We start from the raw sequence: 14,728 nt of genomic DNA, 5'->3' as shown, positions 1-14,728 counted from the left end.
GCATGGCGCAGGACTTCTCGATGCGGGTGCCGCTGGTCGACGGCCAGGGCAACTTCGGCTCGGTCGACGGCGATCCACCTGCGGCCGACCGTTACACCGAGTGCCGTCTCGCGCGCGTCGCCACCAGCCTGCTCGACGATCTCGACAAGGACACGGTGGAGTTCCAGGACAACTACGACGGCACCATCCAGGAGCCGAGCGTCCTGCCGGCGAAGTTCCCGAACCTGCTCGTCAACGGCGCGGGCGGCATCGCCGTCGGCATGGCGACCAACATCCCGCCGCACAACCTCGGCGAGGTGATCGACGCCTGCATCCTGATGCTCGACAATCCGGAAACGACCATCGACGACCTGACGCAGATCATCCCCGGTCCCGATTTTCCGACCGGTGGGCTGATCCTCGGGCGGCAGGGCGCGCTCGCCGCCTATCACAAGGGCCGCGGGTCGATCGTCATGCGCGCGAAGGTCGAGGTGGAAGAGATCCGCAAGGACCGCGAGGCGCTGATCGTCACAGCCATCCCCTACCAGATCAACAAGAAGACGCTGATCGAGAAGATCGCCGACCTCGTGCGCGAGAAGCGGGTCGAGGGCATCTCCGACATCTGGGATGAAACCAACCGCGAGGGCATGCGCGTCGTCATCGAGCTTAAGCGCGACGCCATCGCCGACGTGGTGCTCAACCAGCTCTGGCGCTACTCGGACCTGCAGACGACGTTCGGCGCCAACATGCTGGCCATCAACGGCGGAAAGCCCGAGCAGCTCAACCTGCGCGACATCATCGAGGCGTTCACGAGCTTCCGCCAGGAGGTGGTGACGCGGCGTACGCGCTATCTGCTCTTCAAGGCCCGCGAGCGCGCGCATACGCTGGTCGGCCTCGCCATCGCGGTCGCCAACATCGACGAGGTCATCAAGCTGATCCGCTATTCGCCGTCGCCGGCGGAAGCGAAGGCGCAGCTCATGGAGCGGCACTGGCCGGCCAAGGACATGGCGCCCTTGATCGAGCTGATCGCCGACCCGCGGCACGGCCTCGCGTCTGACGGGACGTACCAGCTCTCCGAGGAGCAGGCGAAGGCGATCCTCGAGTTGCGCCTGTCGCGCCTCACCGCGCTCGGCCGCGACGAGATCGCAGACGAGCTCAAGAAGATCGCCGAGGAGATCAAGGACTACCTGGCGATCCTGTCGTCGCGGCTCCGGATCATCGACATCGTCAAGGGGGAGCTGCAGGCGATCAAGGACGAGTTCGCCACTCCGCGCAAGACCGAGATCGTCGACATCGAGGGCGAGGTCGAGGACGAGGATCTGATCCAGCGCGAGGACGTTGTCGTCACGGTCTCGCACAAGGGCTACATCAAGCGCGTGCCGCTCTCGACCTATCGCGCGCAGCGGCGCGGCGGCAAGGGTCGCTCGGGGATGTCGACGCGTGACGAGGATTTCGTCACGCAGATCTTCATCACCTCGACGCACACACCGGTCCTGTTCTTCTCCTCGCGCGGCATGTGCTACCGCATGAAGGTGTGGCGGCTGCCGGCCGCGACGCCGCAGGCGGCGGGCAAGGCGCTGATCAACCTCCTGCCGCTCGCACAAGGCGAGGTCATCACGTCGATCCTGCCGCTGCCGGAGGATCAGGAGACGTGGTCGAAGCTCGAGCTGATGTTCGCGACCAAGAATGGAAACGTGCGCCGCAACGCGCTCTCCGACTTCGAGAACATCAACCGCAACGGCAAGATCGCCATGAAGCTCGACGCCGAGGAGGGCACGCAAGCGGACCGCATCGTGTCGGTGGCCATCTGCTCGCCCGAGGACGACGTGCTGCTGACGACGGCCCAGGGCCGCTGCATCCGCTTCCTGATCAAGGACGAGGTTCGCCTGTTCAAGGGCCGGGACTCGAGCGGCGTGCGCGGCATCAAGCTCGAGGACGGCGACGAGGTGATCTCGATGGCGATCCTGACCCACGTCGAGGCCTCGCCCGCCGAGCGCGCCGCCTACCTCAAGCAGGCGGCGCAGATTCGGCGCAGCGAGGGCGGCGAGGAGGCCGATGCGGAGGCAGAGGCCGAGGTTGAGGTGGAGGAGGCCGAGGAGGGCGCGGCCGAGCTCACGAGCGAGCGCTATGCCGAGCTCTCGGCCAAGGAGCAGTTCGTGCTCACGGTCTCCGAGCGCGGCTTCGGCAAGCGCAGCTCGTCCTACGAGTACCGCACCTCGGGCCGCGGCGGCAAAGGCATCGTCGCCATGGTCGTCAACGATCGCAACGGCAACCTGGTCGCTTCGTTCGCGGTCGAGCACTCGGACCAGATCATGCTGGTGACCGACGGCGGGCAGCTCATCCGCTGCCCCGTGGACGACGTGCGCATCGCGGGGCGCAACACGCAGGGCGTGCGCATCTTCAAGACCGAGGCGGAGGAGCGGGTCGTGTCCGTGGAGCGCATCTCCGACGATGGGTCCGAGGACGAGAACGGCGAAGAGTAGGCCGGCGAGGCCTCCAATTCCAGCCGGGGCGGCAACCGCAGTGTCGTAGACGCGCTGCGCGTGAGTGCGTTGCTTCCCGTTCCTGCGCCGGCTCCTCCGTGTTTTTCTTCGCAGGGGAAGACGGGCTAGGCGTCCCAACAGGTTGCCGGAAGCGCGGCTCTGTGCTTTTTTTCTTTACTTTCTGATCAAAGTATAGATTTGAGCGCCCGTCGTGCACGGCGCTGTCCAAAAAAATACGTTCCATATCAACTGAGTGCAAAATAGTTGGCGGGGTCCCCACTCGTTGGTGGACTGTTGCGCGGCGGCATCCCTCCGTATGGCATCAGCCGTCCGACCCCAGCCGATTTGTTGACTCGCTGGGTGTAGTATATTTTTCTCAAGCCCGCACGGGGCTTGGCGGCGAGCGTTCAATGTTTGCCCCTGCACATTTATGGGCATCCCTACGTCTGTAGGGAGTTTGGTGGGGGAAAACCATGACATCTGCTCGCGAGCCGGCGGCGACGCCGCACTGCTTGAGCCTTGGCGCGCAAGTTTCTGAAGGAAGCCTCTCGGTCGCCGCGGAGGGACGTAAAGATCCGTCGTCGGTCAAGCTCTTGACCGCATTCGCCGTGCTGGCGGCAAGCCCAGCCACGGTCGCGCAGGCGCAGCAGGCTGCGGAGCCCGCCGACGACCTTCCGCCTCTCGTGGTCGAGACGACCGCGAAAAAGAAAAAGCAGGCTGCTGCCAAGAAGAAGGCTGCGCCGACGAGCCCGGTGCCGGTCGCGCCGGCGCCCGAGCCCGTGGCCGAGCGCCCGCAGACGCCGCCGCTGCCCGGCCAAGCCGGCCCCGTTGCGCCCGGAGAGTACAAGGCAGACTACGTCACCTCGAACAAGATCACCGGCCCGCTGCTCGATACGCCGCAGACGGTGACGGTTATTCCGGGTACGGTCATCAGCGAGCGCGGCGCGACGAACCTCACCCAGGCGCTGCGCAACACGCCCGGCATCTCGTTCGACGCCGGCGAGAACGGCTTCTCGACGTCGACTAACAACTTCAAGATCCGCGGCTTCGATACCAGCGGCAGCGTCTTCGTCGACGGCGTGCGAAACTCCGGTAGCTTCGCGCGCGACATGTTCAACATCGACCAGGTCGAAGTGGTCAAGGGTGCCGCCGCCGACAACGGCCGAGGCGGCGCGGCAGGCTACGTCAACCTCGTCACTAAGACGCCGCAGCTCGAGAACTTCGTGCGCGGTGAGGCGAGCTTGGCGTTCGACGAGTACGGCACCGATCCGCTGTTCCGGTCGACGATCGACGTCAATCAGCGCGTCGGCACGGTCGCGGTGCGCATGAACGGTATGTACGAGGACGGCGGCGTGATGGGTCGCGACGTGGCCGAGCTCGAGGCCTATGGGCTTGCGCCGTCCATCGCCTTTGGTCTCGGCACCGAAACGCGCGCCATCCTCTCCTACGAGCGTCTCGAAAGGCACGATCTGCCGGACTGGGGCGTGCCGGGCGTTATGGTCAAGGGGCTGCACACGTGGAGAACCAATGCCTCGGGTGCGGACCGGGATAATTTCTATGGCCTGAAGTCGGATTACGATGACGTCTATGGCGATCGCGTGATGGCGCGCATCGAGCACGACATCTCGGACAACTTTACGATTACGAACCAGACCGTTTGGGATCACGCGGAGCGGGATTCCCGTTTCACGGTTCCGACCGGCTTCACGAAGCCGAGCACCGTCGGCACGCAACGGCAATACTACGATCGCACCAATGAGATCTGGAGCAATCAGACGAACCTCGCCGGCACGTTTGTGGCCGGCGGCTTCAAGCACACGATTTCGACCGGTGTCGAGTTCACCCGCGAGACGTCGGATGCGAACCGGTTCGGAACACAGAACACCAACACCGATATCTTCGATCCCAATCCCAGCCGACCGATTGGGGCGCCTCTGGCGGTCAGTCAGGTCAACTCGGTCGAGATCAGGACGGTGGCCGGGTACTTCTACGATACCATCCAGCTCACGCGGCAGTTGGAGTTGGTCGGCGGTCTGCGCGTCGAGCACTACAACGTCGAGATCAATGGCGCAGGCGCGGGCGCGCTTGGCTTGACAGATTTCGAGGACAGCGAGACGACGCTCGGCGGCAAGATCGGGCTGATCTACAAGCCCGTGCAAAACGGTACGCTCTATGCCGCGTACGGCGTCTCCGCTCTTCCGCCAGGATCCTACCTTTCCAATCCGGATATCTCGCGAACGGGCGGCAATGCCTATCCCGGCTTTGTCGAAGGGGCCGATCCCGTTGAGATCTACAACTACGAAGTCGGCGTGAAATGGGACTTCCTTGGCGGCAAGCTCTCGACCACGGCGGCGGCGTTCCACACAGAAAAGAAAAACATCGCCTATGGCGGCTCTGTTGGCTTCCCGGGTATCGCTTACGGCGAGCAGGTGGTGCAGGGCATCGAGCTTGGAATCGCCGGAAACCTCACGGACCGTTGGAAGGTGTTCGGCGGGCTCACGGTACTTGACCACGAGCGGCAGCACGGGGCCGACGTGGATGCGGCTGCAATCGCCGCCAACAGTCCGAGCGACTACGGCAATGCCGCCACCGCCGATCCCAAGTGGTCGGCGGCAAATCCGACGGGCGTCACGACGACGGACGGCGACGAGCTGGCGTTCACGCCGAACTTCTCTCTCGCGCTCTGGATGACGTACGACGTGACCGACAAGTTCACCCTGGGCGGCGGCGTGCAGTATGTCGGCGAGGCCTGGCTCGGGCGTCCGGACGACGCGCTGCGGCTCATCCCGGAAGGCAAGTACGGCAAGCTGCCCGACTACTTCCTGGTCAACTTCATGGCCTCGTACGATCTGACGGACAATGTTGCCCTTCAGTTCAACATCGACAACGTGTTCGACGAGGAGTATGCGGTCTCGACCAACTGGCAGGGCACGCGCGCCCAGCTCGGAGCGCCGCGGACCTACCGCATCGGCACCAGCTTCGATTTCTGACTTTGGTCGGAAACAATATCTCGACATGACCAGGCCGGGCGTGCTTGTTACGCCCGGCCGGCACGGCTAAAACCGAATTGCCGGGCTTGCCCGGCAATTTGCGTTTCAAGGAGTTAACGATGCTGGTCACCATCCCCGACGTGCTCAAGCCCGAGGAGGTGGCGCACGTGCGCAGCGTGCTCGAAACCACGGACTGGGTGGATGGGCGCGTCACGGCTGGCGACCAGGCGGTCAAGGTCAAGAAGAACCTGCAGGTGCCCATCGACGCGCCTGCGGCACAGGAACTGGGGCAGATCATCCTGCGGGCGCTCGCCGGCAACCCGAAGTTCATGACCGCCGCGCTGCCGCTCCGTGTGCTGCCGCCCATGTTCAACCGCTACGACGAGGGCATGACGTTCGGTGCACACGTGGACGGCTCGATCCGCGCCCCGGGCGGGCAGCGGATGCGCACCGACGTCTCCTCGACGCTTTTCCTCCCGCCGCCCGAGGATTACGACGGCGGCGAACTCGTGGTGCACGACACCTACGGCACGCATCAGGTCAAGCTGCCCGCCGGGCATCTGGTCGTCTATCCCGCGACCAGCATGCACAGCGTTACGCCCGTCACGCGCGGAAGCCGCTGGGCGTCGGTCTTCTGGACACAGTCGATGGTCCGCGACGACTGGCGCCGCCACATGCTCTATGATCTCGACATGTCGATCATCAGCATCCGCTCGCGGTTGCCGGACGACGATCCTGCGGTCGTGGGGTTGACTGCGCACTACCACAACCTGATCCGCCACTGGGCGGAGACGTGACGCCCGTGTCGGCCGGCGCTTCGAGCCCCGTGTGCCTCGCCGACTACGAGCGCCTGGCAGAGCAGCGGCTCGATGCCACCGCGTGGGCCTACTTCTCGGGCGGGTCGGCCGATGAGATTACGCTCGGCTGGAACCGTGCGGCTTTCGAGCGGATAGCGATCGTGCCGCGTGTGCTTGCCGGCGGTCCCGGCGGGCATACGCGCCTAACGCTGCTCGGGCGGAGCTACGCGCATCCGATCCTCGTCGCTCCGATCGCCTACCAGAAGCTGGCACACGGGGATGGCGAACGCGCCACGGCGGCCGCTGCCGAGGCGATGGATGCCGGCATGGTGCTTTCCACGCAGGCCAGCGTGACACTGGAGGAGGCGGCAAAGGCCGGCGCGACGTGCCGCTGGTTCCAGCTCTATGTGCAGCCCGAGCGGGAGGCGACGCTGAAGCTCGTCAGGCGCGCGGAGGCCGCCGGCTACGAGGTGCTGGTGGTCACAGTCGACGCGCCGATCAACGGCGTGCGCAACCGCGAGCATCGCGCCGGCTTCACGCTGCCACCCGGTGTTGTCCCTGAGAACCTCAGGGATATCGCGGTCGCTGCCTTCCCGCCGCTTGCAGAGGGCGAGAGCGCGGTATTCGACCGTTTTCTCGCCGCCGCGCCGACGTGGGAGGACGTGGCCTGGCTCAAGGGGGAGACCCGGCTGCCGATCGTGCTCAAGGGAATCCTGTCGCCGGACGATGCCGTGCGCGCGGTCGAGGTGGGCGCGGACGGCATCATCGTCTCGAACCACGGCGGCCGTACGCTCGACACGCTGCCCGCGACCATCGATGTGCTGCCCGACGTTGTCGCGGCCGTCGCGGGGCGTGTGCCGCTTCTCCTCGACGGCGGCATCCGCCGCGGCACGGATGTGCTCAAGGCGCTGGCGCTCGGTGCGTCGGCGGTGCTGGTGGGGCGTCCGATCGTGTACGGCCTGGCGGTCAACGGGGCCTATGGCGTTGCGCACGTGCTGCGCGTGCTGCGCGACGAGTTCGAGATCGCCATGGCGCTTTCGGGGTGCCGGACGCTCGCCGACATCGGCCCGCATCTCGTCCTGCTCGGGGCCGGCCGGTAACGGCCTTGCCGTTCACGCCGGGAGCAGGCGGTCGACCTTGTGCATGCGGGCAATGGTGGAGGTCAGAGGACAGCTCTGCGCCAGCTCATCGAAGCTCGGGCACACGAGGTGGCGCCGGCCCGCGGCGGCGAGCAGCCCCTTGGCGCGCATGCGCGAGACGATGCGCGAGACGGTGTCCGGATTCAGCGCCAGGTGCTCGGCGATGTCCATGCGCGAGAGCGGCATCTCGAACACGAGCCCTGCCGCCGTCTCCTTGCCGGTGCGGAGCGCAAGCTCGACCATCAAAGCGGCGACGCGCTCGTCGCCGGTCAATCCCGCGATGACCGCGTTGTGGAGCGTGCCGCGCGCGGCCTGATCGGCGAGGCGGTCGGACACGATGCGCGCGAGGTCGTGGCGTTCGTCCATCAGCGCCTTGACCGCAGGCCAGCGCAGGCGCCAGACCTCGCCCTTCTCGGATGCGGCCATGATCTCGGCGCCCTCCAGCGGGGGAACGGCGAGCGTGCGCACCAGATCACCGGGGTAGAGGATGCCGAGCACCTGGTGGCGCGCGTGCGGGATCGGTGCGCGAGAGAGATAGAGTCCCTTGCGGATCAGGTACAGCACTTCATCCGGCTGGGCTGCGAGCGAAAGCTTCTGGCGCTTGCGGGTGGTGATGCGCACCGCATGCGGCTCGAACGGCCCAGAGACGACGTCGAGAAGGTTTTTCATCACACCCGTGATTCGAGCTGACGCGATTCATCACTCTTCGGCGGCGCGCGCGCAGGTCTCCTTGACCGCGATCAAACGCGCGATGGTCTTGTCGCCGGCTTGGTGGCGCACAGCGTTTGATCGAAATCAAAAGGGCTCGTGGCATTGGCGCAACGTCGGCGGCGGAACGGCTTCCTGCTGATCTGCAACAGGTTTATCCGCCACTTCGGACTGTCCGCCTCCGGCCGGGTCGGCGCATGGTCGCCTCAGTGCTTCAGCCGATGCGTTGATGAGTCGGGAAGGGGATCAACGATGAAAACGAATTTTTTTCGGGCCGTGACGGTCTGCCTGGCGGGACTGGGTGTCATGGCGGGGCCAGCCGCCGCCGGTAGCGAGAGCGGCAATTTCCTGGTGCGCGTGCAGGGGACGGTCGTCGACCCGGATTCGAGCGCGGACGTGTCGACGCCTCTCGGGCCGTTCGTCGGCGCCGATGCGGAGGTCGACACGGAGGTGCTGCCGACGCTGACGCTGACCTATTTCCTGAACAAGAACCTGGCGCTCGAGCTCTTCTGCTGCTTCGCCAAGCTCGAGGCCGAGGGCAAGGGCGCGATCAACGGCACGGACCTCGGCGACTTCTGGGTGTTTCCGCCGGCGCTGACGCTGCAATACCACTTCGACAATTTCGGCGGCTTCAAGCCGTACGTGGGCGCCGGCGTGCAGTACATCCATTTCTTCGGCGAGGGGCGGAGCGACCTCGGCGGCGCGAAGATCGAGCTCGACGACGCGCTCGGCTTCACGCTGCAGGCGGGCGTCGACATCTCGCTCGGGGGCGGCTGGTATCTCAACGCCGACGTGAAGAAGACCTGGATCGATACGGATGCCTCGTGGGCCGGAACGGGAATCACGGCCGACGTCGAGATCGATCCCTGGATCTACAGCGTCGGCCTCGGCTACCGGTTCAACCTCGAGGATATCTTCGCGCCGCGCGAGACCGCCGCGCTCAAGTAAGGCGCGTCAGGAGTCTGAACCCGTCGCCCCGTGGCGATGGAACCTTGGGGCCGGTGCCAGCCGGCCCCTTTCTTTGTCTATATCTGCGCGTGACGGGCCTAAGCGTCAGCTCTTGCACACCTTCGCCGTGGCGCTGCAGGTCCAGAGTGCCCCGTCGCTCTTGCATTTGTAGACTGGCTTCGAGATGCGATCCTGCTCGAATGGCCAGTTGCCGGTCACCTGACGGATGATCAGGAACGCTTCGTACTCTGCGAAGCCGCGCGTGATGCCGGTCGCGGAGCCGTGCTTGGTGACGCACTGCTCGGCTTGGGCAATCGGCGTAGGCAGCATCAGGGCGGCCAGGATCCCCAGGGTGGCCGGATATGCAACTCTCGCTGTCCTTTGGCGTGACGGCATGGCTTCCTCCCCCGTTCCGTCGTTGCATCACCCACTATGGCGCGGAATGGGTGCTCCGCCAACGGTCTAGGCGGGGGCGGCCGATCTCGCGCAGCTTTGGCTGTTGCCCGGAGCTTTTGGGCCGGGCTACATGGGTGCCATGAGCAGGACCGGCTTTTACTCAGGATCGTTCGATCCCGTCACCCTCGGACACACCGACATCATCGCCCGCGCCGCGCGGCTCGTGGACCGGCTCGTGATCGGCGTCGGCGTGCATCCGTCCAAGACCCCGCTGTTCGATGTCGAGGAGCGCGTCGAGATGCTCGAGGCGGAGACGCGTGCCGTCGCCAGCGCGGCGGGCATCGAGATTTCCGTGACGACCTTCTCGGACCTCGCCGTTACGGCGGCGCAGCGCTTGGGCGCCGGCGTGATTTTCCGGGGGCTGCGGGACGGCACGGATTTCGACTACGAGATGCAGATGGCCAACATGAACGGCCAGATGGCTCCCTCCGTGCAGACGGTGTTCGTCGCGGCTTCGCCCGAGGTGCGGCATATCGCGGCCAATCTCGTGCGCCAGATTGCGCTCATGGGGGGCGACGTGACGCCGTTCGTCTCCAAGGGCGTGGCGCTCAGGCTCGCGACCAAGGCCAAAGCCAAGACTAAGCGGTAGGGAGGTGGCCGGCTCGGTTGCCGGGTCCGGCGCAAAAGGCCATAACGTCCCCGGCGAGATGCGGAGCGGGGCTCAATCAAGGTCCAGGGGAGCGCGCATGCAAACGATAAGGATTCTGGCCGGGTTGATGCTGGTGTTCGGGCTGGCCGCGTGCGGCGGCTCCAACGGGCAGATCGCCGTCGCCAATCCCGCCGGGCAGGTCGGCGGCAGCATGGTGACCACGGGCGCGGTCGCCAACGACCCCGCCAACACGGTGGTCCTGGAGCTCAAGACCGGCAAGGTCACGATCCGGCTCAGGCCGGATCTCGCGCCCAAGCATGTTGAGCGCTACAAGATGCTGATCAACGAAGGCTTCTACAACGGCCTCAAGTTCCACCGCGTGATCCCGGGGTTCATGGCGCAGACGGGCGATCCCCAGGGCACCGGGCAGGGCGGCTCCAAGTATCCCGATCTTCCCGCCGAGTTCTCGGCCACGCCCTTCGAGCGCGGCACGCTCGGCGCGGCGCGCACCAACGATCCCAACAGCGCCAACAGCCAGTTCTTCATCACGTTCACGCACACCCCGCACCTCAACGGCCAGTACACCGTGTTCGGCCAGGTGGTGGACGGCATGCAGTACGTTGATCAGATCGCCCAGGGCGAGCCGCCGCCCAAGCCCGACATCATCGTGAAGATGTACATGGCGCCTGCCGCACCCTGAACTCACGCCCCATCCGCGGCGTTGCGTGGCGAGCTGGTGCCCGGCTCAGCGCGCGCTAGCCCGTTCACTTGCTTCCAGTGGAGATCGCCCATGGCCAACATCACCGACCCCGAGAACACGCTGCTCATCGAGACCACGAAAGGCCCGGTCGTGATCCAGCTCCGACCCGATCTGGCGCCGAACCATGTGGCCCGCATCAAGCAGCTCGCGCGCGAGGGCTTCTATGACGGCATCGTGTTCCATCGCGTGATCGACGGCTTCATGGCGCAGACTGGCTGCCCACACGGCACAGGCACGGGCGGCTCGAAGCTTCCGAACCTCAAGGCCGAGTTCAACGCCGAGCCGCATGTGCGCGGCGTGTGCTCCATGGCGCGGGCGGCCTCGCCCGACAGCGCCAACAGCCAGTTCTTCATCGTGTTCGACGACGCGACCTTCCTGGACCGGAAGTACACGGTGTGGGGGCAGGTGATCGAGGGCATGGAGAACGTCGACAAGATCAAGCGTGGCGAGCCGGTGCAGAACCCGGACAAGATGGTGTCGGTGAAGGTGGCCGCCGACGCGGCGTGATGATCCCCCTCCCCCACAAGGGGGGAGGAACAGTGCGGAGCTACGCGGCGAGTTTGAAACGACGGCGAGGGAAGGGTGCCATGACGGTCGGGACGTGGGCGCTGTGGAATGTTGGACTCGCCGGGCTTGTGGGCGCTGCCGGTGTCGTTCTGGCAGCCACGGCGGCGCATCGGGTGGCCGATCCCTCGCTGACGACGGCGGCGCTGTTCCTGATCCTGCACGGCGGTGCTGCGATCGCGCTCTCTGCGCTTGCCGGCGGGTCGCCGGTTCCGGCGGGGTTCCTCGCCAGCGCGTCGCTGATGCTGCTCGCCGTGGCGCTGTTCTCGGGCGATGTCGCCGCGCGCGTCCTGATCGGCGACCGGCTGTTTCCGTTCGCCGCGCCGGTCGGCGGGTCGCTGCTGATCGTGGCGTGGCTCGTGGCCGCGATCACGGGCGTCGTCGGCGCGCTCAGGGGCGTCTGACGGCTGCTAGACCCATTTCGGCGGCGGCTCGGACGGACCGCTCGGCGGGTCGATCTTGGGCTCCGGCTGCTCCTCCGGCGGCGGCACCGGCTCCTTGGTCGGGTCGGGCCGCATGGGCTCGGGCGGCCGGTGTGGATCCGGGTCGGTCGGTGAGCGCGTCGGTTTGGTCGGGCCGGGTTGGGCGGCCTTCAGGGCTCTGTTCTGCATGCCTCGTCAACGCTCTCTTGCCGCAGGGGTTCCTCTTTCGCCGGCGTTAGGGCTATGACAGGCGCCCATGCGCACCGATCTCTTCGACTTCGAGCTGCCCGAGGACCGCATCGCCCTTCATCCCGCGACGCCGCGCGACGCGGCGCGTCTGCTCGTAGTCGATCCGTCACGCACGCCGCCGCTGGCTGACCGCGCGGTCCGCGATCTCGTCGACCTGCTGGCGCCCGGCGATGCATTGGTGCTCAACGATACGCGCGTCATCCCCGCGGCGCTCACGGGCGTGCGCGTGCGCGGCGACCTGCGCTCGGGTGTGAGCTTCAACCTGCTGCGTCGCGTCGACGGCCATCGCTGGCGTGCGCTGGCGCGGCCGGCCAAGCGGCTCGCGGTGGGGGACCGTGTGCGGTTCGGCTCCGAGAGTGAGGGCACGGCCTGTCTGCTCTCGGCCCTAGAGGCGAGGGTCGCCGCGCGGCTCGAGGCGGGCGAGGTGGAGCTCGCGTTCGATCTCTCGGGGCCTGACCTCGATTTCGCCATCGCGGGCGTCGGAGAGATGCCGCTGCCGCCCTACATCGCCGGACGGCGGGCGCCCGATGCGCGCGACCGGCTGAGCTACCAGACCATCTATGCCGCGCACGACGGGGCCGTCGCCGCGCCGACCGCGGGGCTGCACTTCACGCCGGAGCTGTTCGCGGCGCTCGACGAGCGCGGTGTCGCGCGGCACTTCGTGACGCTGCACGTGGGCGCCGGCACCTTCCTTCCGGTCAAGGCCGAGGATATCAGCGGGCACACGATGCACGCCGAGTACGGCGAGGTCCTGGAGGAGACGGCGCAGGCGCTGAATGGCGTGCGCGCGCGGGGCGGTCGCATCGTCGCGGTGGGCACGACATCGCTGCGCATCCTCGAAAGTGCCGCGGCGGCGGACGGCACCATCCGGTCCTTCGCCGGGGAGACGGACATCTTCATCACGCCGGGCTATGCCTTCCGCGCGGTCGATGCGCTGATGACGAACTTCCACCTGCCGCGCTCGACGCTGTTCATGCTCGTGGCGGCGTTCTCGGGGCTGCAAACGATGAAGGATGCCTACGCGCATGCGGTGGCGTCCGGATACCGGTTCTATTCCTATGGCGATGCGTCACTGCTGTTTCCGGCACGCAAGGAGGACGGTCATGGATGAGGATCTGGAGACGATGGATCGCGCCCGGCTCATCGCGGAGGTGCGCAGGCTTAGGGCTGGGATCCGCGAGCACCGCGACAGCACGGGCCATGATCTGTGCTGGCACCATCCGGCGCTGTGGGAGCTTCTGCCCGAGAAGGTCAATCCGGCCATCGCCGTCCCGCCGTGGGAGAAGTTCATGCGGGGGTGCATCCACTATCGGGCGTCGCTCGACCGGCAGAGGCCGGACGCGCCCATTCACGACAAGGAATTCGATGGCTGAGAGCGAGACGTTTCATTACCGCCTGCTGGCGACGGACGGGCGCGCGCGCCGCGGCGAGATCGTGACGCCGCGCGGCGTCATCCGCACGCCGGCGTTCATGCCGGTCGGCACGGTGGCGACGGTGAAGGCGCTCTACCCGGAGCAGGTGCGCGACGCGGGCGCCGACATCCTACTCGGCAACACCTATCACCTGATGCTCCGGCCCGGGGCGGAGCGCGTGGCGAAGCTCGGTGGGCTGCACGCGTTCATGCGCTGGGAGAGGCCGATCCTCACCGACTCGGGCGGCTTCCAGGTTATGAGCCTCGCCAAGATCCGCAAGATCACCGAGGAGGGGGCGCTGTTCCAGTCGCACCTCGACGGGTCGCGGCACATGCTGACGCCCGAGCGCGCCGTCGAGATCCAGTGTCTGCTCGGCTCGGATATCCAGATGCAACTCGACGAGTGCATCGAGCTGCCGGCCGAGCGGCGCGAGGTCGAGCGGGCGATGGAGCTGTCGCTGCGCTGGGCAGAGCGCTCGCGGCGCGCGTTCGAGGCACAGCGCGCGAATGGTGGCGCGGGGCCGGGGCAGGCGCTGTTCGGTATCGTGCAGGGCGGCACGGATGCCGAGCTGCGGCGGCGCTCGGCGGAGGCGCTGGTTGCCATGGATCTCGAGGGCTATGCGATCGGCGGGCTCGCCGTCGGCGAGGGGCACGACCTTATGCTGGCCACGCTGGATGCGACGCTGCCGTTCCTGCCGGAGGGGAAACCGCGCTATCTGATGGGGGTCGGCACGCCGCTGGACCTCATCGAATCCGTGCGGCGCGGCGTCGACATGTTCGACTGCGTGCTGCCGACGCGCAACGGACGACACGGGCTCGCGTATACGTGGGCCGGGCCGGTCAACCTGCGCAATGCCGTCAACGCTGAGGATCCGGCGCCGCTCGATGCGGAAAGCTCGTGCGCGGCTGCGAGTGACTACTCGCGCGCCTATCTGCATCACCTGATCCGCTCGGGCGAGTATCTCGGCGCCATGATCCTGTCGTGGGTCAACACGGTGTTCTATCAGGACCTGATGGCGGCCATGCGCGCGGCAATCGAAGAGGGGCGCTTCGATAGCTGGGCACAGGAAACCAAGGCGCGACTCGCCGGGAACGCGTAACACGCGACCATTTCCTGACGTCATCCCGGCGAAGGCCGGGATCCACGCCAGTTTCCAAGACCTCGACGGTGCAGATAGCCGTAGGATGCGGTCCAACGCTCCAAAGATCGTTTGTCCGCGGGGAGAGTTGCGT

At 66.6% G+C, this 14,728-nt stretch carries 15 protein-coding genes; 12 read left to right on the top strand and 3 right to left on the bottom strand.

Annotated features, from left to right (window positions below):
• The 4 genes from gyrA to IT540_RS12655 all read left to right on the top strand — a co-directional run.
• Window positions 1-2,462, top strand: a 2,462-nt coding sequence (gene gyrA / locus IT540_RS12670; RefSeq protein WP_291178248.1) for a DNA gyrase subunit A, incomplete at its 5' end; no start/stop codon positions are given.
• A 473-nt stretch (window positions 2,463-2,935) separates the two neighbouring features.
• Window positions 2,936-5,452: a TonB-dependent receptor gene (locus tag IT540_RS12665; protein WP_291178245.1), complete on the top strand. Its 2,517-nt coding sequence runs from the start codon at window positions 2,936-2,938 to the stop codon at window positions 5,450-5,452.
• 119 nt (window positions 5,453-5,571) lie between these two features.
• Window positions 5,572-6,249: a Fe2+-dependent dioxygenase gene (locus IT540_RS12660; RefSeq protein WP_291178242.1), complete on the top strand. Its 678-nt coding sequence runs from the start codon at window positions 5,572-5,574 to the stop codon at window positions 6,247-6,249.
• Window positions 6,250-6,254: 5 nt separating this feature from the next.
• Window positions 6,255-7,349 carry an alpha-hydroxy acid oxidase gene (locus IT540_RS12655; protein WP_291178239.1) on the top strand — a complete coding sequence of 365 codons (1,095 nt, stop codon included), beginning with the start codon at window positions 6,255-6,257 and terminating at the stop codon, window positions 7,347-7,349.
• Window positions 7,350-7,361: 12 nt separating this feature from the next.
• Here IT540_RS12655 and IT540_RS12650 read toward each other — a convergent pair whose 3' ends face one another.
• Window positions 7,362-8,057: a Crp/Fnr family transcriptional regulator gene (locus IT540_RS12650; protein ID WP_291178236.1), complete on the bottom strand. Its 696-nt coding sequence runs from the start codon at window positions 8,055-8,057 to the stop codon at window positions 7,362-7,364.
• A gap of 291 nt (window positions 8,058-8,348) precedes the next feature.
• Here IT540_RS12650 and IT540_RS12645 point away from each other — a divergent pair, with 291 nt between their 5' ends.
• Window positions 8,349-9,044, top strand: coding sequence for an OmpW family outer membrane protein (locus IT540_RS12645; RefSeq protein WP_291178233.1), 696 nt, complete (start codon window positions 8,349-8,351; stop codon window positions 9,042-9,044).
• Between the two features lie 105 nt (window positions 9,045-9,149).
• On the opposite strand, the gene IT540_RS12640 is transcribed toward IT540_RS12645, so the two are convergent.
• Complete coding sequence (locus IT540_RS12640; protein WP_291178230.1) at window positions 9,150-9,440, bottom strand: hypothetical protein; 291 nt, start codon at window positions 9,438-9,440, stop codon at window positions 9,150-9,152.
• Between the two features lie 139 nt (window positions 9,441-9,579).
• Between IT540_RS12640 and coaD the strand changes: the two genes are divergently transcribed.
• The 4 genes from coaD (at window position 9,580) to IT540_RS12620 (ending at window position 11,817) form a co-directional block, all read left to right on the top strand.
• Window positions 9,580-10,089, top strand: a complete 510-nt coding sequence (gene coaD / locus IT540_RS12635; RefSeq protein ID WP_291178226.1) for a pantetheine-phosphate adenylyltransferase — start codon at window positions 9,580-9,582, stop codon at window positions 10,087-10,089.
• A gap of 211 nt (window positions 10,090-10,300) precedes the next feature.
• Window positions 10,301-10,789 (top strand): peptidylprolyl isomerase, encoded by a 489-nt coding sequence (locus tag IT540_RS12630; protein ID WP_291178251.1) that lies wholly within the window; start codon window positions 10,301-10,303, stop codon window positions 10,787-10,789.
• A 90-nt stretch (window positions 10,790-10,879) separates the two neighbouring features.
• Window positions 10,880-11,356: a peptidylprolyl isomerase gene (locus IT540_RS12625; protein ID WP_291178223.1), complete on the top strand. Its 477-nt coding sequence runs from the start codon at window positions 10,880-10,882 to the stop codon at window positions 11,354-11,356.
• An 80-nt stretch (window positions 11,357-11,436) separates the two neighbouring features.
• Window positions 11,437-11,817, top strand: a complete 381-nt coding sequence (locus IT540_RS12620; RefSeq protein ID WP_291178220.1) for a DUF423 domain-containing protein — start codon at window positions 11,437-11,439, stop codon at window positions 11,815-11,817.
• A gap of 6 nt (window positions 11,818-11,823) precedes the next feature.
• On the opposite strand, the gene IT540_RS12615 is transcribed toward IT540_RS12620, so the two are convergent.
• On the bottom strand, window positions 11,824-12,024 hold the full coding sequence (locus IT540_RS12615; RefSeq protein WP_291178217.1) for a hypothetical protein: 201 nt from the start codon (window positions 12,022-12,024) through the stop codon (window positions 11,824-11,826).
• A gap of 67 nt (window positions 12,025-12,091) precedes the next feature.
• On the opposite strand from IT540_RS12615, the gene queA reads away from it, so the two are divergent.
• Genes queA through tgt form a run of 3 tightly spaced genes read left to right on the top strand, consistent with a single transcriptional unit; the run spans window position 12,092 to window position 14,595 of the window.
• Complete coding sequence (gene queA, locus IT540_RS12610; protein WP_291178214.1) at window positions 12,092-13,195, top strand: tRNA preQ1(34) S-adenosylmethionine ribosyltransferase-isomerase QueA; 1,104 nt, start codon at window positions 12,092-12,094, stop codon at window positions 13,193-13,195.
• A complete protein-coding gene (locus tag IT540_RS12605) occupies window positions 13,188-13,457 on the top strand; it encodes a hypothetical protein (RefSeq protein ID WP_291178210.1) in 270 nt (89 codons plus the stop codon). Before queA ends, IT540_RS12605 begins: the two co-directional genes overlap by 8 nt.
• Window positions 13,450-14,595 (top strand): tRNA guanosine(34) transglycosylase Tgt, encoded by a 1,146-nt coding sequence (gene tgt / locus IT540_RS12600; protein ID WP_291178207.1) that lies wholly within the window; start codon window positions 13,450-13,452, stop codon window positions 14,593-14,595. The genes IT540_RS12605 and tgt overlap by 8 nt, the downstream gene beginning before the upstream one ends.
• Window positions 14,596-14,728 lie beyond the last annotated feature (133 nt).

Origin of the sequence: Hyphomicrobium sp., from assembly GCF_020852195.1 — a bacterium.
Classification (GTDB): Bacteria; Pseudomonadota; Alphaproteobacteria; order Rhizobiales; family Hyphomicrobiaceae; genus Hyphomicrobium_C.
The sequence above is the reverse complement of the archived record's forward strand: the minus strand, read 5'-3'. Positions and strand labels throughout refer to the sequence as shown.